This window comes from Amycolatopsis sp. NBC_00345 (assembly GCF_036116635.1).
Lineage (GTDB): Bacteria > Actinomycetota > Actinomycetes > Mycobacteriales > Pseudonocardiaceae > Amycolatopsis.
In genome coordinates this window covers 5,230,195-5,244,867 of sequence record NZ_CP107995.1, presented here as the reverse complement: position 1 = coordinate 5,244,867, position 14,673 = coordinate 5,230,195, and the positions used below count along the sequence as shown (strand labels likewise).

At 71.7% G+C, this 14,673-nt stretch carries 18 protein-coding genes; 8 read left to right on the top strand and 10 right to left on the bottom strand.

Features of this window, described 5'->3' with window-relative positions:
- Positions 1–388: 388 nt before the first annotated feature.
- On the bottom strand, positions 389–592 hold the full coding sequence (locus OG943_RS23350; protein ID WP_091619686.1) for a cold-shock protein: 204 nt from the start codon (positions 590–592) through the stop codon (positions 389–391).
- A gap of 286 nt (positions 593–878) precedes the next feature.
- Positions 879–1,103, bottom strand: a complete 225-nt coding sequence (locus tag OG943_RS23345) for a hypothetical protein (RefSeq protein ID WP_328611927.1) — start codon at positions 1,101–1,103, stop codon at positions 879–881.
- A 197-nt stretch (positions 1,104–1,300) separates the two neighbouring features.
- On the opposite strand from OG943_RS23345, the gene OG943_RS23340 reads away from it, so the two are divergent.
- On the top strand, positions 1,301–1,498 hold the full coding sequence (locus OG943_RS23340; protein WP_328611926.1) for a hypothetical protein: 198 nt from the start codon (positions 1,301–1,303) through the stop codon (positions 1,496–1,498).
- Between the two features lie 83 nt (positions 1,499–1,581).
- Complete coding sequence (locus OG943_RS23335; RefSeq protein ID WP_328611925.1) at positions 1,582–2,085, top strand: GNAT family N-acetyltransferase; 504 nt, start codon at positions 1,582–1,584, stop codon at positions 2,083–2,085.
- Between the two features lie 22 nt (positions 2,086–2,107).
- Here the strand turns inward: OG943_RS23335 and OG943_RS23330 are convergent, their stop codons facing one another.
- The 3 genes from OG943_RS23330 to OG943_RS23320 are packed head-to-tail and all read right to left on the bottom strand — an operon-like array spanning position 2,108 to position 5,100.
- Positions 2,108–3,697: a glycoside hydrolase family 13 protein gene (locus OG943_RS23330; protein ID WP_328611924.1), complete on the bottom strand. Its 1,590-nt coding sequence runs from the start codon at positions 3,695–3,697 to the stop codon at positions 2,108–2,110.
- The gene (locus OG943_RS23325) at positions 3,697–4,086 is read right to left on the bottom strand and encodes a globin (RefSeq protein ID WP_442874806.1); all 390 of its coding nucleotides are present in this window, start codon (positions 4,084–4,086) and stop codon (positions 3,697–3,699) included. Before OG943_RS23325 ends, OG943_RS23330 begins: the two co-directional genes overlap by 1 nt.
- A gap of 33 nt (positions 4,087–4,119) precedes the next feature.
- Complete coding sequence (locus tag OG943_RS23320) at positions 4,120–5,100, bottom strand: mechanosensitive ion channel family protein (protein ID WP_328611922.1); 981 nt, start codon at positions 5,098–5,100, stop codon at positions 4,120–4,122.
- A 345-nt stretch (positions 5,101–5,445) separates the two neighbouring features.
- Between OG943_RS23320 and OG943_RS23315 the strand changes: the two genes are divergently transcribed.
- Positions 5,446–5,940, top strand: a complete 495-nt coding sequence (locus OG943_RS23315) for an HNH endonuclease (RefSeq protein WP_328612135.1) — start codon at positions 5,446–5,448, stop codon at positions 5,938–5,940.
- A gap of 137 nt (positions 5,941–6,077) precedes the next feature.
- On the opposite strand, the gene OG943_RS23310 is transcribed toward OG943_RS23315, so the two are convergent.
- Positions 6,078–6,530, bottom strand: a complete 453-nt coding sequence (locus OG943_RS23310; RefSeq protein ID WP_328611921.1) for a hypothetical protein — start codon at positions 6,528–6,530, stop codon at positions 6,078–6,080.
- A gap of 285 nt (positions 6,531–6,815) precedes the next feature.
- Here OG943_RS23310 and ctaJ point away from each other — a divergent pair, with 285 nt between their 5' ends.
- Together ctaJ and OG943_RS23300 are read left to right on the top strand one after the other, a co-directional pair.
- Positions 6,816–7,070: an aa3-type cytochrome oxidase subunit CtaJ gene (gene ctaJ, locus OG943_RS23305; protein ID WP_328611920.1), complete on the top strand. Its 255-nt coding sequence runs from the start codon at positions 6,816–6,818 to the stop codon at positions 7,068–7,070.
- Positions 7,057–7,551 carry a DUF5130 family protein gene (locus tag OG943_RS23300; protein ID WP_328611919.1) on the top strand — a complete coding sequence of 165 codons (495 nt, stop codon included), beginning with the start codon at positions 7,057–7,059 and terminating at the stop codon, positions 7,549–7,551. The genes ctaJ and OG943_RS23300 overlap by 14 nt, the downstream gene beginning before the upstream one ends.
- A gap of 135 nt (positions 7,552–7,686) precedes the next feature.
- On the opposite strand, the gene pepN is transcribed toward OG943_RS23300, so the two are convergent.
- Positions 7,687–10,254, bottom strand: coding sequence for an aminopeptidase N (gene pepN, locus OG943_RS23295; protein WP_328611918.1), 2,568 nt, complete (start codon positions 10,252–10,254; stop codon positions 7,687–7,689).
- Positions 10,255–10,425: 171 nt separating this feature from the next.
- On the opposite strand from pepN, the gene OG943_RS23290 reads away from it, so the two are divergent.
- Positions 10,426–11,046, top strand: coding sequence for a mycothiol-dependent nitroreductase Rv2466c family protein (locus OG943_RS23290; protein ID WP_328611917.1), 621 nt, complete (start codon positions 10,426–10,428; stop codon positions 11,044–11,046).
- Positions 11,047–11,065: 19 nt separating this feature from the next.
- On the opposite strand, the gene OG943_RS23285 is transcribed toward OG943_RS23290, so the two are convergent.
- Entirely contained in the window at positions 11,066–11,869 is an 804-nt protein-coding gene (locus OG943_RS23285) for an MBL fold metallo-hydrolase (protein WP_328611916.1), read from the bottom strand.
- Positions 11,866–12,612, bottom strand: a complete 747-nt coding sequence (locus OG943_RS23280) for a 2-phosphosulfolactate phosphatase (protein WP_328611915.1) — start codon at positions 12,610–12,612, stop codon at positions 11,866–11,868. Before OG943_RS23280 ends, OG943_RS23285 begins: the two co-directional genes overlap by 4 nt.
- A gap of 45 nt (positions 12,613–12,657) precedes the next feature.
- On the opposite strand from OG943_RS23280, the gene OG943_RS23275 reads away from it, so the two are divergent.
- A complete protein-coding gene (locus OG943_RS23275; RefSeq protein WP_328611914.1) occupies positions 12,658–13,131 on the top strand; it encodes a ribose-5-phosphate isomerase in 474 nt (157 codons plus the stop codon).
- A complete protein-coding gene (locus tag OG943_RS23270; RefSeq protein WP_328611913.1) occupies positions 13,131–13,940 on the top strand; it encodes an Fpg/Nei family DNA glycosylase in 810 nt (269 codons plus the stop codon). The genes OG943_RS23275 and OG943_RS23270 overlap by 1 nt, the downstream gene beginning before the upstream one ends.
- Before the next feature lie 129 nt (positions 13,941–14,069).
- On the opposite strand, the gene OG943_RS23265 is transcribed toward OG943_RS23270, so the two are convergent.
- Complete coding sequence (locus OG943_RS23265) at positions 14,070–14,654, bottom strand: TetR/AcrR family transcriptional regulator (RefSeq protein ID WP_328611912.1); 585 nt, start codon at positions 14,652–14,654, stop codon at positions 14,070–14,072.
- Positions 14,655–14,673: the final 19 nt, after the last annotated feature.

The window sequence follows — 14,673 nt, the reverse complement described above, 5'->3', positions numbered from 1 at the left end:
GGCGTCGGTGTTCTCGGGGGCGGTGCCCGCGGGGGCGGCCGAGTCGGGTTCCGTCAGGGAGGGGGAGGACGCCGCTGGGGAGGACGTGGCCGTGTCAAGGGTGTCGATGCTGGGCTCCTGTGTTGAGCTGGTCTGGCGGCTGTGGGGGTACAGCGCCGAGGCCGGTTCCCGCGATGGATCCGCCGGCGGGCGCGCCGGGGACCTGAGCACCGCTGGTGCGGCCGGTCCGCCATGGGCGGATCCTGGCCGCTGCCTTCCCTGTCAACGACCACCGTCTCCCGATGGTTCCCGGTCAACTCGCCACCGGCCACGCGCCGGCAACCCCCACGGCACGACGAAGGGCCGGCACCCTAGCGGCTGCCGGCCCTTCGTGAAAGCCTTGGAAAAATCAGATAACCGTGACCGAGGTGGCCTGCGGTCCCTTCTGACCCTGCCCGATCTCGAACTCCACGCGCGCGTTCTCCTCAAGGCTGCGGAATCCGTTGCCCTGGATCTCGGAGTAGTGCACGAACACGTCGCCACCGCCGGAGTCCGGCGTGATGAAGCCGAAGCCCTTCTCGGCGTTGAACCACTTCACGGTGCCTTGCGTCATAGAAATCTCCACCACTGAACACGAAATCGAGATGCCACCTCGGCATCCGGGTCGAGAACCGACGGTTTGATCTTCCCGTGAAGGAGAACCACTACGCCCGCTGCATCTTGCGAGCGTGGCTGCGGGACGTACCCACCGCACGAACACAAAACAAGACCGTCGACAGTAAAGCACGCCCGGCCGTCGGACGCCATACCTCTTGTCGATCGAGTGCGGCGGCCCGGAATCCGCCCTTTGTGTCCACAATGTACGTCCTTTATGGACGGACGATGATCTTGTTGCGCGGTCAGCGATTCGACCGCGGGAACCGGTGGTCCGGCGTGTCCCGCCCGAGCAGCTCCGTGTACTGCGTCTGCCACGACTCCTCCGTGGCGAGCAGGTCCGCGAGGCGCTGGGCCCACCCGGAGCCGGGCGGCGGGGCCGTCGTGAGGTGCGCCCGGGTCTCTTCCCGCGCCTTGAGCCATTCGTTCAGCGTCGGCTCGAGCGACGGGCCGGCCTCTTTCTCGGACATGGGGAGACCGTACTGCCTGATCTGCCCCGGAGTGCCTGCTTACTGGTGCCGCCGGGTGAGGCTCGTGTAGCGTCATCGCGGTCGAGAACATCCCGCGCGCCGGCATCAGGGCCGGCGTCGTCGTCGGCCGGTCGTCCCGCCCGTGGCGGGTGGACGCCCCGGCCGCCGGGCCACCTTCGATCTCGGCGAGGAGCCGCATGCGCTCGGAACGACGTCCCCTTTCTCTGGAAACCAGTGAGTTCGCCCGTGCCCGCGCTTCGGCCGAGGTCGGCCTGCGAACCCAGCGCGACCAGGCGGTCCGCACGGTGGCGGGCAAGGCCCACGACGCACAGGACCTGCGCGGCCTCCTCGCGATGCTCGGCCTGGACGCTGCCGGCCAGCGCGCCGGCGCCTAGCCCGCAAGCCTCAGAGCCGGCGGCAGCAGAGCCGGCATCAATTCCGGAGACGGGGCCCTGGCTCCGCTCCTAGGGTGGTGGGTGTGGAACCCATCGTCACCCACCTCGAGCTGACCGCCCCCGACGGGCTGCGCTCCGCCGCGCCCGTCGGGGGCTTGGCACTCGAGGTCATCACCGCGAAGTCCCCGCTGATCCGCGAGCTGCACGTCGGCATCGGCACCCGGTACGACTGGCCCGGCGCGTCCCGGTCGGACGAGGACTGGGCCCGGTGGCTCGCCCACCCGCTGCGCCAGTACCGCCTCGTCCGCCACGGTGACGTGGCCGTCGGCATCGCGGACTTCGAGCCCCAGCCCGGCGGCGACGTCGAGATCACCACGTTCGGCCTGCTACCGGAGCACGTCGGGAAGCGGCTGGGCGGGTACGCGCTCACCCTCGTCGTGCGTGCCGCGTGGGACGCGCCCCCGGCCGACGACGTGCCCGTGCGCCGCGTCTGGCTGCACACCTCGACGCAGGACCACCCGCACGCCCTGCCGAACTACCTCCGCCGCGGCTTCCGCTCGTTCCGCACCAGCGCGGTCGCGGGCTGAGCCCTCTCTGTCCTTCCCAGGCTCAGACCAGCCAGGCCGTCGCGTCCGGCGGGAGCCGCCCGTCCACCAGCGGGCTGCTGGACAGCAGCAGCTCGCCGGGCGGCAGCGCGATCGAGCTGGCCGACGTGTTCAGCGCGCAGATCAGCCCGCCCTTGCCGCGGCGGAACGCGAAGCAGCCCGCGGGCGCGCCGTACCACTCCAGCTCGTCGCCGACGCGGAACGCGGGATGGTTCTTGCGCAGCTCGACGGCCCGCCGGTACAGCGACAGCGTCGAGCCCCCGTCGTCCAGCTGCCGCTCGACGGTCAGGTCCGCCCACGACGCCGGCATCGGCAGCCACGTGCGCGGGTTGCGCGAGAAGCCGAACGGCGGCAGGTCGCCTTCCCACGGCATCGGCACGCGGGCGGCGTCCCGGCTGAACTCCGGGCCCTGCGTGCGCGCCCGCGGGTCCTGCATCGCCCCGGGCGGCAGGTCGACGTTCTCGAGCCCCAGCTCCTCGCCGTTGTACAGGTAGACCGCGCCGGGCAGGGCCAGCTCCACCAGCGCCATCGCCCGCGCGCGCCGGACCCCGGCCGGCCCGCCGCCGTACCGGCTCGCCGTGCGCCACACGTCGTGGTTGCTCAGCGTCCAGGTCGCGGGCGCGCCCGCCGCGCGCGGCACGGCCAGCGAGCGTTCGATCGAGGTCCGCATCGCGTCGGCGTCGAAGTGGGTGAGCACCAGGCGGAAGTTGAACGCCAGGTGCAGCTCGTCCGGGCGCAGGTAACGGGCCAGCCGCTCCTCGTCGTTCACCCAGATCTCGCCGACGGCCATGGTGTCCGGGTGCTCGTCGAGCACCTTGCGGATCATCTGGTGGATCTCGTGCACGCCGTCGTCGTCGAACCTGGGGTCGTCCACGTCGTCGCCGCCGAAACCGGCCTTGGACACGTCCATGTCGGGCAGGCCGGGCGGTTTCGCCATGCCGTGCGCGACGTCGATGCGGAAGCCGTCGACGCCGCGTTCGAGCCAGAACCGGAGGGTGCGCTCGAGGTCGTAGCGCACCTCGGCGTCGGCCCAGTTGAGGTCGGGCTGCTGCGGCGCGAACAGGTGCAGGTACCACTGCCCGTCCGGCACCCGGGTCCAGGCCGGGCCGCCGAACACGCTGACCCAGTTGTTGGGCGGCTCGGTGCCGCCCGGGCCGCGCCCGTCGCGGAAGATGTAGCGCTCGCGCTCCCGGCTGCCCGGGGCGGCGGCCATCGCGGACTTGAACCAGGCGTGCTGGTTGCTGCTGTGGTTCGGGACTACGTCCACGGTCACCTTGATGCCGCGCCGGTGCGCCTCGGTGAGCAGCACGTCGAAGTCGCCCAGGGTGCCGAACATCGGGTCGACGTCGCGCGGGTCCGCCACGTCGTACCCGTGGTCGGCCATGGGGGAGCGGTAGAACGGCGTTAGCCAGAGCGCGTCGACGCCCAGCAGCTCCAGGTACCCGAGCCGGCTGCGGATGCCCTCGAGGTCGCCCACACCGTCGGCGTCGGAATCGGCGAACGAGCGCACGTACACCTGGTAGAAAACGGCGTCCTGCCACCACGACGGCCGGGGCCTGGCCTCCGGTGGCCGGCGCCCCGCCACCCGTCGCATCACACGAAGCTGTTCATCATGCTGTGCGCCGCCATTTCGAGGTACGCCCACAGCTGCTGGCGGTAGGGCTCCTCGATGTTCTCCTCGTCCACGGCGATCCGGATCGCGCGCAGCCAGGCGTCCCGCTCGATCGGGCCGATCTTGAACGGCGCGTGCCGCATCCGCAGCCGCGGGTGGCCGCGCTGGTCGGAATAGGTGTGCGGGCCGCCCCAGTACTGCATGAGGAACAGCCGGAAGCGCTCCTCGGCCGGGCCGAGGTCCTCCTCCGGGTACAGCGGGCGCAGCACCTCGTCGGTCGCCACCTCGGCGTAGAACCGCGCGACGATGCGGCGGAACGTCGGTTCACCGCCCACGGCCTCGTACAGGCTCGCCGGGTCCGGGCCACTCACAGTCGACACCCCTCCATCTTGCCTTGTCGCGCGCTACTTGTCGGCGCTCGGGGCCGAGGACATGAACCGGCCGAGCGGCGGTTCGAAGCCCGCCTCCTCCAGCGCGCCGAGCAGCTGTCCTCGCAGCGCGCGCTGCACGGCCCACTGCTTGCCGGGCCGGACCTTGACGGTCAGCCGCAGCTCGATGCCCTCCGGCGTGACCTTCTCCACGCCGAGCATCTCCGGCGGCTCCAGCACGTTCACGGCCAGCAGCTCGCTGTGGGTGGCCTTCGTCGCGGCGGCCATGAGCACCGTGGTCGCCCGGTCGACGTCGGCGGAGTAGCTGAGCGGCACGTCCACCACCGCGACGGCGAAGCCCTGGCTGGAGTTGCCGACGCGCAGCACCTCGCCGTTGCGGACGTACCAGACGGTGCCCTGCAGGTCGCGAAGCGTGGTGATGCGCAGGCCCACGGCCTCGACGGTGCCGGTGGCGGCGCCGATGTCCACGATGTCGCCGACGCCGTACTGGTCCTCGATCATCATGAACATGCCGGACAGGAAGTCGCGCACCAGGTTCTGCGCGCCGAACCCGATCGCCACGCCGAGGATGCCGGCGGTGGTGATGATCGGCGCGAGGTCGACGCCCAGCTCGCCCAGCACGAGGATGAAGGCCAGGCCGTAGATCAGGAAGGTGCTCATCGAGCGCAGCACCGAGCCGATGGTCTTCGCCCGCTGGCGGCGGCGCTCCACCACGGCCGGGCCGAGCACGTCGGGCGCGCGCTCGCGCAGCGGTTTCAACAGCGCCGGCAGCTTCCCGCCGCTGTTCGGCAGCGTCGTCACGCGGTCGATCAGCCGCCGTGTGAGATACCGCACCACGAACGCCACGAGCAGGATGAAGATGATCCGCAGCGGCTTGGTCACGAGCCAGTCCGCCGAGCCGGCGAGCCACTGGTTGTGCGTGACCGAAAAGACCTGCGCGCACCAGGTACTGGGGTCCGATATGCACGCCGGCGGGGCGCTGGGCACGAGATTCACGAGCTGGAACAGTCCTTTCTCCGCTGATGGTCACCCCACGCCAGGTGACCGGCACATGACACGTCATCAAAGACAGGTGCGCTTTGGGGGCGATGTGTGGTCGACTATGCCTGCACCGGTGGAGGTGGTCGAGTGCCAGACCGACAACCCATCCCCCCCGGCGGCTCCGGCCAAGCCACGGCCGACCAGCTGCCGGAGGCGGTCCTGCGTGCCTGCCCGGGGGGTTCCGCATCCGGCGGAGCGGTCCCGGCGGGGCCGGGGACCCGACCAGGGGGTGTCTCCCGTCCGCCCGGCCAGCGTAGAGGCCGGGACCCGGCGACCCCCTCGTGGGGCCGCCGTCGCGTACTGCTGCTCAACGCGACTTTCGAGCCTCTCACCGCACTACCGCTACGGCGGGCCGTGGTGCTGGTGATGTGCGGCAAGGCCGAGGTGGTGCACGGCGACCCGGGCGGCACCGAACTGCACGCCGCGACCGTCTCGCTGCCCGTCCCCTCGGTGATCCGGCTCAGCACGTACGTGCGCGTGCCCTACCGGGCCAAGGTGCCGCTGACCCGGGCCGGGCTGATGCACCGCGACCGGTACCGCTGCGCCTACTGCGGCGGGCGGGCCGAGACGATCGACCACGTCCTCCCGCGCAGCCGGGGCGGACCGCACACCTGGACGAACTGCGTCGCCTGCTGTGCCAAGTGCAATCACCGCAAGGCCGACCGGCTCCTGTCGGAGATCGGCTGGCGGCTGCGCGTGGTCCCGCGCGCGCCGCACGGCCCGCACTGGCGCCTGCTGGCGCACTCCACGGAAGCGGACCCGCTCTGGCGGCCGTACCTGGGTTCCGCGGCCTGAGGACTCCCGGACACGTCGGCGCCCCGGCTGCCTGATGGCGGCCGGGGCGAGCCGGTGAACCTGCTTGACGTGACGGTGGCCGCCGCGCGCTCGGAGTCCCTGTGTCAGTCCCTTGTGGTCGGTCCCGGGTGCCCGGCTCAGGCGGCGAGCGTGAAGTCCGCCTGGCTGGTGACGCGCGTGCCCATGGTGACGCGCGTGCCGCGGGTGACCCTGGTGCCCCGCGTGACCCGGGTGCCGTTCGTGACCCGGGTACCCATGGTGACGCGAGTGCCGCGCGTGACCCGGGTGCCCCGCGTGACGCGGGTTCCGCAGGTGACCCGGGTGCCGGCCGTGACCCGCGTGCCGCGGGTGACCCTGGTGCCCCGGGTGACGCGGGTCCCGTTGGTGACGCGGGTGCCCCGCGTGACCCTGGTACCGCGGTGCTCCGCGGTGACGCGGGTGCCGGCGGTGACGCGTGTACCGCGAGTGACTCGAGCACCGCGGGTAACCCTTGTGCCGGACGTCACACGGGTTCCGGGCGTGAATTCGGTGCCGCTGGGTGACGAAACGGTCTCGTTGATCGCCTGAGCGGGGGTAGGTGCGCTCTGCATGACGTGGCCTCCTGGGACCGGTGCGTGACCTGCTGGGGCTGAGGAGCGGGGCGCAAGGCCCGTACAGGTGAAAAAGCTACGAGGATTTCAAGGTTCCGACAAGACGGCAGCGACCGGTACGGCCGCCTGTACGTTGAGTTGCAACCTTTCGGCCTGCCCGGCTTCGGCTCAACGTGCGAGTGCGGGCGGGCCAAGCGGCGGACGGGCGTTGTCCGACGACGAACGGTCGCCTTCCGGCGCGGCGCCGCGCGGTGATCGCCGGGGCCATCCGATACGCTCACCGCCGTGAACGTTGTCGAGACGATCCTGGTCTACGCGGTCATCCCCTTGGCCATCTACCTGGTGGTCGGAGCGGCCACCTTGCGGAAGAAGGCCTCGGGGACGTCGCGTTACCGGCCAGGGCAGCCGTGGGAGTACCCCGCGATGTGGTGGAGCGCCAACCCGGACGGCGTCGGCGCCGGGCACCGGGTGACCGGTGTGGACAGTGCGGCGCCCGCGGGCGCCTCGACCGCGGCAGGAGGCGCTCGTGGCACCTGGTGAACTCGCGCACTCGGCCACCGCGGTGGACCTGGCGGAGAAGGACCTGCCGTTCGGCGAGGTCGTGACGGGCAGTGGCCGCCGTTCGGCCGCGAAGATGTACGAGCCGGTCGCGCCGGTCGTCCCGTTCACGGTGCAGCAGCTGGCGCGCCTGGACGAGGCGCTGACGTTCGCGAGCCGGGAGACCGGCCTGGACTTCAGCGTCTACCTGGGCGACCTCGGCGAGGAGACCCGGGACGGCGCGGAGAAGCTGCACGCTTCCACGGACGACCCGTCGAACGCGGTGCTGCTGGCCGTTTCGCCGGCGCAGCGGGCGATCGAGATCATCACCGGGCAGCACGCCTACCAGCGGGTGCCGGACCGCGGCGCCAAGCTCGCCGTGGCCAGCATGGTCGCCTCCTTCAAGGAGGGTGACCTGGTCGGCGGACTGGTGAACGCCCTGCGCATGCTCAGCGACCAGGCTGGGCCCGCGCCCAAGCACTGACGCTCTTGAACGCCCGAAGGGGGCCTCCTCAGCCGAGGAGGCCCCCTTCGTCGTCCCAGCTCTTGGGCCTGAGTCCGTCAAGGCCTCCTTACCCGCGTCCTACGCGGGTAAGGAGGCCTTGACGGAACACGGCGGTCAGGCCTGGCTGTCGAAGTCCCGGGCGGCGAGCGCGCGGAGGATGCCCGCGCGGCCTTCCGAGACCAGGCGCCGCAGCGCGGCCGGGTGGTCGCCCGCGAGCCATTCGTCCGACGCGATCACGGCCGCGGGCTCCACGGCCCACGACGGGTACAGCCCGATCGCCGTCGGCTGGGCGCGCTCGCTGGACCGCCGCGCCCACACCTCGTCGATCACCTCGAAGTACTTGCCGACGTACTCGCCCAGCAGGCCCTTCTGGCCCGGGTGCGAGAAGCCCGAGATGAGCGAGTCGCTGACGGCGTTGGGGATCTCGTCGTCGAAGATGGCGCGCTGCCAGGCATCGGCCTTGGCCTCCGCCGTCGGCTGCAGGGCACGGGAGTGCTCCGCGTGCCGCCGTCCCGCGGCGGTGTTGTCCTTGGCCAGCTCCGCGTCGATCTCCGCCGGGCCCGCCTTGCCGTGCGCCACCAGCGCGTGCAGCAGGCGCCAGCGCAGGTCGGTGTCGACGGTGAGGCCCGGCAGCGGGGCCGAGCCGTCCAGCCAGCCCGCGATGATGCCCAGCGTGCGCTCGTCGAGCACCCCGCCGGCCACGGAGTTGACGAACGCCAGCTGGTGGTCCGAGCCCGCCTCGGCGGCCTGCGCCAGCTCCAGCACCCGGCCGGTCAGCGCGGGCCAGCCCTGCTCGGCGGCCCACTTCTGCTCGGCGTAGGAGTTCAGCGCCGTCTGCGCCTGCAGCAGCAGCCGCTGCACGACGCCGACCTCGCTCTCGGCGTGGATGCCGCGCGCCACCAGCGTCACGAAGTCGCGCGCCTTCAGCTCGGCCTCTCGCGTCATCTCCCAGGCCGCCGACCAGCACAGCGTGCGCGGCAGCGGGTCGTCGATGTCGGAGATCCGGTCGATCAGCGTGGTCAGCGACGCCGGGTCGAGCCGCATCGTGCAGTAGGTCAGGTCGTCGTCGTTGACCAGCACGAGCTTGCCCGCCGGCTTGCCGACCAGGGCGGGCACGGCGGTGCGCTCACCGTCGACGTCCAGCTCGACCCGCTCGGTGCGGACGATCCGGCCCTCGCCGTCCTCGTCGTAGACGCCGACCGCGACACGGTGCGTGCGCAGCTCGCCCGCCCCGGGCTTGGCGCCGGACTGCACCACGGCGAACGAGGCGAACGTGCCGTCGGCCGCCACCTCGTACCGCGGGCTCAGCGAGTTCAGCCCGGTGGTCTCGAGCCACTGCGCGCTCCACCACGACAGGTCGCGCCCGGACGCTTCTTCCAGCGCCGCCAGCAGGTCGGCCAGCGTGGCGTTGCCCCAGGCGTGCTTGCCGAAGTAGACCTTCAGCCCGTCGAGGAAGTGCTCGATGCCGACGTAGGCGACCAGCTGCTTGAGCACGCTGGCGCCCTTGGCGTAGGTGATGCCGTCGAAGTTCACCTCGACCGCGTGCAGGTCGACGATGTCGGCCGCGATCGGGTGGGTCGAGGGCAGCTGGTCCTGCCGGTAGGCCCACGACTTCTCGATGTTCGCGAAGCTGGTCCAGGCGTTCTTGTACTCGGTCGCCTCGGCCTGGGCGAACACGCTGGCGAAGGTCGCGAACGACTCGTTCAGCCACAGGTCGTCCCACCAGCGCATGGTGACCAGGTCGCCGAACCACATGTGCGCCATCTCGTGCAGCAGCGTCTCGGCGCGCCGCTCGTAGGCGTAGCGCGTGACACGGCTGCGGAAGACGTAGTCCTCCAGGAAGGTGACCGCGCCCGCGTTCTCCATCGCGCCCGCGTTGAACTCCGGCACGAACAGCTGGTCGTACTTGGAGAACGGGTAGGGCGTGCCGAACTTCTCGTGGTAGAAGCCGAAGCCCTGTTTCGTCTCCGCGAACAGCCGGTCCGCGTCCATGTGCTCGGCGAGCGACGCGCGGCAGTAGATGCCGAGCGGGATGGTGCGGTGGGCGTCGGAGAACTCGTCGCGCCACTCGGTGTACGGGCCGGCGATCAGCGCCACCAGGTAGGTGGAGATCCGCTCGGACACCGCGAACACCGTGTGCCGCGCGCCGTCGGGGGTGTCCTCCGCTGATTCGGCGAGCGCGTTGGAGATGACCTTCCAGTCACGCGGGGCGCGCACCTCGACCCGGTAGACCGACTTGAGGTCGGGCTGGTCGAAGCAGGCGAACATGCGCTTGGCGTCGGCCGTCTCGAACTGCGTGTAGAGGTACACGCCGTTGTCGACCGGGTCGATGAACCGGTGCAGGCCTTCGCCGGTGTTGGTGTACTGGCAGTCCGCGGTCACCACCAGCTCGTTGTCGGCCGCGAGCGCGGGCAGCGCGATGCCCTGGTCCTCGACGTAGGCGCTCACGTCGAGCTCGGTGCCGTTGAGGACGGCGGACCGGACGCCCTCGGCGATCAGGTCGATCCAGGACGACTCGCCGGGCCGGGCGCTCGAGAAACGCACGGTGGTGGTGGAGAGGAAGGTCTTCTCCCCGGGACCGCCGTGGCCGTCGGTCAGGTCCAGCTCGATGTCGTAGGAGGCGACATCCAGCAGGCCGGAGCGCTGCTTGGCTTCGTCACGAGTGAGGTTGGGGGCGGGCACTGGCACCTCTGGTCGTTGATTTCGGTTTCGGTTTTCAGGCTGCAGAGCATCCAATCATGCGCGCTGCCCAGCGGGCGAGAAGGGAACAACCGGGGCAACCGTCGGCGTTGCGTCACGGTGTGGGGCCCCAGCCCCCCGCCCACAGCCAGAGCCACGCCAGGAGCAAGCCAGATGACTTCGACGCCCCAGCCCACCAGGGTCGACTTCTACTTCGACCCGATCTGCCCGTTCGCCTGGATCACCTCACGCTGGATCCTCGAGGTGGAAAAGCACCGCGACCTGGACCTGTACTTCCGGATCATGAGCCTTTCGCTGCTGAACCGCGGCCGCGAAGACCTGCCGGAGCGGTACAAGGAGCTGCTGGACGACGGCTGGGGCCCGGTGCGCGTGGCCACGGCGCTCGCCCAGTCGCAGGGCGAGGAGGCACTGCGCGGCTACTACACCGAGTTCGGCACGCGCTATCACAACCAGGGCAACAAGGACCGCCTCGCCGTGATCAAGGAGTCGCTCGCCGCCATCGGCGCGCCGGCCGAGCTGATCGAGGCCGCGGACTCCGCCGAGTACGACGACGCACTGGCCAAGAGCCACCACGAGGGCATGGACCCGGTGGGCATGGACGTCGGCACGCCGACCATCCACATCGACGGCGTCGCGTTCTTCGGCCCGGTGCTCAGCTCGATCCCGCGGGGCGAGGACGCGCTCAAGGTGTTCGACGGCGCCAGGGCGCTCGCCAGCTACCCGGACTTCTTCGAGCTCAAGCGCACCCGCAGCGGCGAGCTGAACTTCGGCTGAGCTGAACTTCGGCTGGGGTTCACGGGACCGCCAGCGCGGCCCGGGTGACGTCGGCGGGGTAGGGCGAGGCCGCGAGCGCCTCGTCCAGCCCCGTCTCCCCGGCCTCGACGGCGGCCTTCAGCTCGTTCAGCCGGTGCAGCCCTTCGCGGTGCTCGCGGAGGAAGCCGGGCCCGACCGCGTCGCCGTGGCCGGGCACCACGATCCGCGGCTCCAGCGCGAGGATCGCCTCCAGCGCGACGGGCCAGCCGGACAGGTCGGTTTCGTCGCTGAACGAGCCCGTGGTGAAGCCGTCCGGCCCGTGCTCGACGACGTCGCCGGCGAACACGACCCCCGCGTCCGGCACGTGCACCACCAGGTCGTGGTCGGTGTGCGCGGGGCCGGGGTGGACGAGCACGGCGGTGCGGCCGCCGAGGTCCAGCTCCTCGCGGGTGGTGACGAGCCGGTCCGGCGGCATGATGCCGGTCCGCGTGAGCGCGTCGGCGATCCCGGGCTTTCCTGCTTCGCGGTAGTGCGCGGCCCACTTGGCCTTCGTCGTCTCGCCGTGCTCGACCAGCTCGGGAAGGCAGCGCTGGTGCGCCCAGACGTCACACGGCAGGAACGCCGTGGTGCCGAAGGTGTGGTCGAAATGCGCGTGCGTGTAGACGACCGCCCACGGCAGGTCCGTCAGCTCGCGCACCGCGGCGGCCAGTTCCGTGCCCTGGTCGACGTCGCCGCCCGTGTCGATCACCAGGCACCGGCCGGCGCCGATCACCAGGCCGGTGGTCAGGTCCAGCTCCTCGTGGCGGCGCAGGTACACGCCGCCGGCCAGCTCGGTCCAGGTCATTTCCCCTCCAGGATTCCCGCGGACAGCACGGGTGCCGTCTCGCTGACGTCCACCCGCGCGGCCAGCGTGACGTCGTTTTCGTGTCCGGTCGCGGCCAGCTCCCGGCCGGACGAGCAGCCCCGCAGTGCGGCGGCGACGTCCGTGGCGGTGTAGGCCGCCGCGGCGAGCGCTGCCTCGGGCGAGGCCGACCGGCCCCGCCGCAGCAGCGCGGCGACGATAGCGCCCGCCCCCAGCTGGTCCTCGGCGCACGGCCGCAGCGGACCGAATTCCTTGCCCTCGCCCAGCATGTCGACGCCCCAGCGTTCGCCGCCCGGGATGACGCCGATCGCGCCGCCGTCCGCCAGCTCGTGCGCCTTCGCGGCCACGGCGGACGCGTTGCGCAGGCAGCCGGCGAGCACGTGCGCGCCCGTGGCGGCGGCCGCGGCGCAGAGCGTGGCGCCGTTGGGGGAGGGCAGCGCGAGCAGCGTCCCGGACGGGATTTCCGTCACAGAAGACGGCCGCAGCGTCCACGCGCCCTCGCCTGCGACGACGGCGCCCGCGCCGCGCGCTTCGGCCACTCCGCGCTCGTCGCGCCAGCGCACCGGCAACACGCGGCCGCCGCGGGCGGTGACGAGATCCGTGGTGGTGCTGAAGGAAAGCACGTCGACCACCACCAGCACGGAGCACGAACCGCCGAGGGCGGCGACGCCCTCACCACCCCATTCGAGCCGCACGTCGCTGCCCGGCTGCTCCCAGATGTCCACCCCCGGAGCATGCCGGACGCCGAGGGTGATGGCAGACTCCGGCCTGTGCGTGTCTACTTGGGATCCGACCATGCCGGTTTCGAGCTGAAGAACCACCTTGTGAGCCATCTCGGCGCGCAGGGGCACGAGATCGTCGACGTCGGTCCGCACGTCTACGACGCGGCCGACGACTACCCGGCGTTCTGCGTGGCCACGGCGCTGCGCGTGGTCGCCGACGAGGGCAGCCTCGGCATCGTGGTCGGCGGCTCCGGCAACGGTGAGCAGATCGCCGCCAACAAGGTGCCCGGCGCCCGCGCGGGCCTGGGCTGGAGCGTCGAGACGGCGAAGCTGTGCCGCGAGCACAACCACGCCCAGCTGCTCGGCGTCGGCGCGCGGATGCACACGGCCGAGGAGGCCACGGCGATCGTCGAGGCGTTCCTGGCCACGCCGCCGTCGCCGGACGAGCGCCACGGCCGCCGCGTCCAGCAGCTGCTCGACTACGAGCGCACCGGCACCCCGCCGCCCCTGCCGGAGGCCTGATGCCCGAGGGGCACACGCTCCATCGGCTGGCCCGCCTGCACAAGCGCCGGTACAGCGGCGCGCCGGTCGAAGTGAGCAGCCCTCAGGGCCGGTTCGCGGACGAGGCCGCGCGGCTCGACGGGCAGGTGTTCGTGTCGGCCGAGGCGTACGGCAAGCACCTGTTCCACGACTACGGTCCACAGGGGACAGTGCACGTCCATCTGGGCCTGTACGGCACGTTCAGCGAGGTGCCGCTGCCCGCGACCGAGCCCGTGGGCCAGGTGCGGATGCGGCTCGTCGGCCGGACCCACTGGGCCGACCTTCGCGGGCCCACCCGCTGTGAGCTGCTCGACGCCGCCCAAGTGGACGCACTGAAGGCGCGCCTGGGCCCCGACCCGCTGCGCCGCGACGCGAAGCCCGACCTCGCGTGGGAGCGGATCTCGCGCTCCCGCACGTCGGTGGCCGCGCTGCTGATGGACCAGGCGGTGCTGGCCGGCGTCGGCAACGTCTACCGTGCCGAGGTGCTCTTCCGCCACGGCCTCGCCCCGATGGTCCCCGGCCGCGCCCTCGACCGCGGTCTGTGGGACGAGATGTGGGCCGACCTGGTGACCCTGATGCGCCACGGCGTGCGCGTCGGGCGCATCGACACGGTGGCGCCGGAGCACATGCCCGCCGCGCAGGGCCGCGCCCCGCGCGAGGACCGTCACGGCGGCGAGGTGTACGTCTACCGCCGCGCCGGGATGCCGTGCCTGGTGTGCGGGACACCGGTGGCGCATCAGGAACTGGTGGGGCGCAACCTGTATTGGTGCCCGACCTGCCAGCCCGCTTGAGCCTGCCGCGAGGTCCCTGAAGGCCACCTTGAGGGCACACAAGTCCTCGAAGGCCACCTTGAGGGCAGGTAGGTCCCTGAAGGTGGCCTTCAGGGCATCCGACAGGGGCAGCCCTGCGCCGGGGCCGGGTCAGCGGGTGGCGAGGCCGTCCATCAGGAGGTCGAGCCGTTCCGCCAGCGCGCCGGCCAGGTCGAACGGCGGCGCGTCCTCGGTGAGCCAGCGGCGGAGGGTGTCGCCGTAGATCGCGGTCACCACCTCGGCCACCGTGCGCGGCGGGAGCCCCGCCTTGAGCTCGCCGCGTTCCTGGCCTTGCCGGATCGCGTCGATCGTCGCGTCCGGCACCGGGTGCTGGTGGGCGACCACCTCGTCGTGGCGCAGGCTCACGTGCAGCATCCGCGTGAGGGTGCGCTCGCGCTCGTTCATGGCCGCCAGCGCGGCGAAGTAGCGGTGCAGCCGGGTGCGCGCGGGCTCGTCGGAGTCGGTGACGGCGAGCAGCTGATCGCGCCGGTCCTGGCCCCATTCGCGCAGGAAGTCGCGCTTGTGCGGGTAGTGGTTGAGCACCGTCTGCCGGGCGACGTCCGCCTCCGCGGCGATGTCGTCGATGGTCGTGCCCTCGTAGCCGCGCTCGCCGAACAGCTTCAGCGCGGCCGTCAGCAGCCGTGCCCGCATCCGGGCCCGGTTCGCCTCCCGCCGTCCTGTCGTCCCTGTCGTCACGGGTCCAGCGTACCCAAGT

Coding starts and splice junctions, on each gene's coding strand:
- OG943_RS23350 (WP_091619686.1), bottom strand. CDS start 592: ATGACGCAAGGCACCGTGAAGTGGTTCAACGCCGAGAAGGGCTTCGGC.
- OG943_RS23345 (WP_328611927.1), bottom strand. CDS start 1,103: ATGTCCGAGAAAGAGGCCGGCCCGTCGCTCGAGCCGACGCTGAACGAA.
- OG943_RS23340 (WP_328611926.1), top strand. CDS start 1,301: ATGCGCTCGGAACGACGTCCCCTTTCTCTGGAAACCAGTGAGTTCGCC.
- OG943_RS23330 (WP_328611924.1), bottom strand. CDS start 3,697: ATGCGACGGGTGGCGGGGCGCCGGCCACCGGAGGCCAGGCCCCGGCCG.
- OG943_RS23310 (WP_328611921.1), bottom strand. CDS start 6,530: ATGCAGAGCGCACCTACCCCCGCTCAGGCGATCAACGAGACCGTTTCG.
- OG943_RS23290 (WP_328611917.1), top strand. CDS start 10,426: ATGACTTCGACGCCCCAGCCCACCAGGGTCGACTTCTACTTCGACCCG.
- OG943_RS23285 (WP_328611916.1), bottom strand. CDS start 11,869: ATGACCTGGACCGAGCTGGCCGGCGGCGTGTACCTGCGCCGCCACGAG.
- OG943_RS23270 (WP_328611913.1), top strand. CDS start 13,131: ATGCCCGAGGGGCACACGCTCCATCGGCTGGCCCGCCTGCACAAGCGC.